We start from the raw sequence: 2723 nt of genomic DNA, 5'->3' as shown, positions 1-2723 counted from the left end.
GCTGGTGTCGCCGGCAATTTGCGCGTCGGTGGGACTCGGCCGGTGCTCGAACCGCGGTCCCGTCCGGTGCTGTTGCCGTTGTCGGCCGCGCAGCGCAGGCTGTGGTTCCTCGCCCAGATGGAGGGACCGAGCGCGACGTACAACGCGCCGCTCGGTCTGCGGTTGCGGGGCGCGCTGGACACCCCCGCGCTGCAGGCGGCGCTGTCCGATGTGGTGGAGCGGCACGAGGCCTTGCGCACCGTGTTCCCCGAGCAGGACGGCGAACCCTTCCAGCAGGTGCTTCTCGGCGAGCGGGCCGTTCCTCTGCTGCATGTGCGGGACTGCGCCGACGAGCATGCGCTGGCCGCCGCGGTGAAGCAGGCCGAGCACTGCGTTTTCGATCTGTCGGCCGACCTGCCGATCCGAGCCTTCCTGTTCGGCGCCGGCCCGCAGGAGCACGTACTCGTGCTGGTGGTTCACCACATCGCCACCGACGGCTGGTCCCTGGCCCCGTTGATGCGTGACGTGGCGACTGCCTACGAGGCCCGGTGCGCGGGTACGGAGCCGCAGTGGTCCGCCCTGCCGGTCCAGTACGCCGACTACACCTTGTGGCAGCAGGAACTGCTGGGTGCCGCTGACGATCCCCACAGCCGGATCGCCGAGCAGGTGGAGTATTGGGCCGGCGCCCTGGCGGGAGTGCCGGATCAGCTGGGGCTGCGTTTCGACCGGCCGCGTCCGGTCGAGGCCAGCTACCGGGGCGGCCGCGTGGAATGGACCGTCGAGCCGGAACTCCACGCACAGCTCAAGGAGTTGGCCGCAGCCCACCACGTCACGCTGTTCATGGTCCTGCAAGCCGGGCTGGCCGCGCTGCTGAGCAAGCTGGGTGCCGGCACGGACGTTCCGATCGGGACCTCGGTCGCCGGCCGCACCGACGTGGCGCTCGACGACCTGGTGGGGTTCTTCATCAACACCCTGGTGCTGCGCACCGACACCTCGGGCGACCCGACCTTCGACGAGCTCCTGGACCGGGTCCGCGAGACCGACTTGGCCGCGTTCGCCCACCAGGACGTCCCCTTCGAGCAGCTCGTGGAGGTGCTCAACCCGGCCAGGTCGACTGCCCATCAGCCGCTGTTCCAGGTCATGCTGGTGGTGCAGAACAACGACGAGGCCACCCTCGAACTGCCCGGCCTGGAGGTGACCGCGGAACCTCCCACCTACAGCGCCGAGAAGTTCGACCTCACCGTCGCCTTCGCCGAGACCCACGCCGAATCCGGCGCCCCCGGCGGGCTCACCGCCGTCTTCAGCTACGCCACGGACCTGTTCGACCGGGCCACGATCGAGGCGATGGCCGCCCGGCTGGTCCGCCTGCTGGAGGCGGTGGCCGCCGACCCGAACCGGATTCCCGGCCACCTCGATGTGCTCTCCGCCGAGGAACGGCACAGGCTCCTGGTGGAGTGGAACGACACCGCGGTCGAGATTCCACAGCAGTGGGCCCACGAACTGTTCGAAGCCCAGGTGCGCCGCACTCCCACGGCCACCGCCGTGGTCTTCGAGGACACCGAGATCTCCTACGAAGAACTCAACACACGCGCCAACCGTCTGGCACACCACCTCATCGACCACGGAGTGGGCCCGGAAGCCATCGTGGCCCTGGCCCTGCCGCGCTCCGCCGACCTCGTCGTCGCGATCCTCGGTGTGCTGAAAGCCGGCGGAGCCTACCTGCCGATCGATCTCGATCACCCGCAGGACCGCATCGACGGCCTGCTCAGCGATGCGCGCCCGGTGCTCACCCTCCACGAGCTGCCCGATCTGGCCGCCCGTCCGTCGAGCAACCCGGAGACACCCACACATCCGTCCGACCCCGCATACGTCATCTACACCTCCGGCTCCACCGGGAAGCCCAAGGGCGTGGTGGTAGAACACGCCGCTCTGGGTGCCTATTTGATCCGGGCGCGAGAGATGTACCCCGACGCGGCCGGTACGGCGTTGGTGAATTCGTCCGTCGCTTTCGACCTGACAGTCACCGCGCTTTACACACCCTTGGTGAGTGGAGGGCGCGTGATCCTGGCCGAACTGGACGAACGCGCCGGGACGGCCGGCCGGCCCTCGTTCATGAAAGTCACCCCGTCCCACCTCGGGATACTCGAGAACCTTCCGGAGGAAGTCTCCCCGTCCGGAACGCTGATCCTCGGCGGGGAAATGCTGACCGGTCATGCGCTGCGCCGGATGCGCGCGAGGCATCCGGACCTGACCGTGATCGCCGCCTACGGGGCGACCGAAACCACGGTCAACAGCACCGAGTTCCGCATTTCCCCGGAGCACATTCTCGATCCGGGCGCCGTGCCCATCGGCCGTCCCTTCTGGAACACGCGCGTCTATGTCCTGGATCAGTCGTTGCGGCCCGTGCCACCCGGCGTGGTGGGAGAGCTGTACGTGGCGGGTTCGGGTCTGGCCCGCGGCTACCTCAACCGGGCCGGCCTGACCGCCGGGCGCTTCGTCGCCAACCCCTGGGGCGACGGCGAGCGGATGTATCGCACCGGTGACCTCGTGTTCTGGAACCACGACGGGCAGCTGGCCTACGTCGGCCGTACGGACAACCAGGTGAAGGTGCGGGGTTTCCGTATCGAGTTGGGTGAGGTCGAGGCGGCGCTGGTGGCGCATGTGGGGGTGGGGCGGGTGGTGGTGCTGGTCCGTGAGGATCGGCCGGGGGACAGGCGTTTGGTGGCGTATGTGACGCCGCAGGT

1 protein-coding gene is annotated in these 2723 nt (G+C 69.0%); it reads left to right on the top strand.

Annotation, left to right across the window (positions count from 1 at the left end):
* Positions 1 to 42: 42 nt before the first annotated feature.
* The coding region (locus IE267_RS39255; RefSeq protein WP_189766572.1) for a non-ribosomal peptide synthetase at positions 43 to 2723 on the top strand (2681 nt) is incomplete at its 3' end.

The sequence above is a fragment of the Streptomyces xanthochromogenes genome (assembly GCF_014650455.1).
In the GTDB taxonomy this organism is placed as follows: Bacteria; Actinomycetota; Actinomycetes; order Streptomycetales; family Streptomycetaceae; genus Streptomyces; species Streptomyces xanthochromogenes.
The sequence above is the reverse complement of the archived record's forward strand: the minus strand, read 5'-3'. Positions and strand labels throughout refer to the sequence as shown.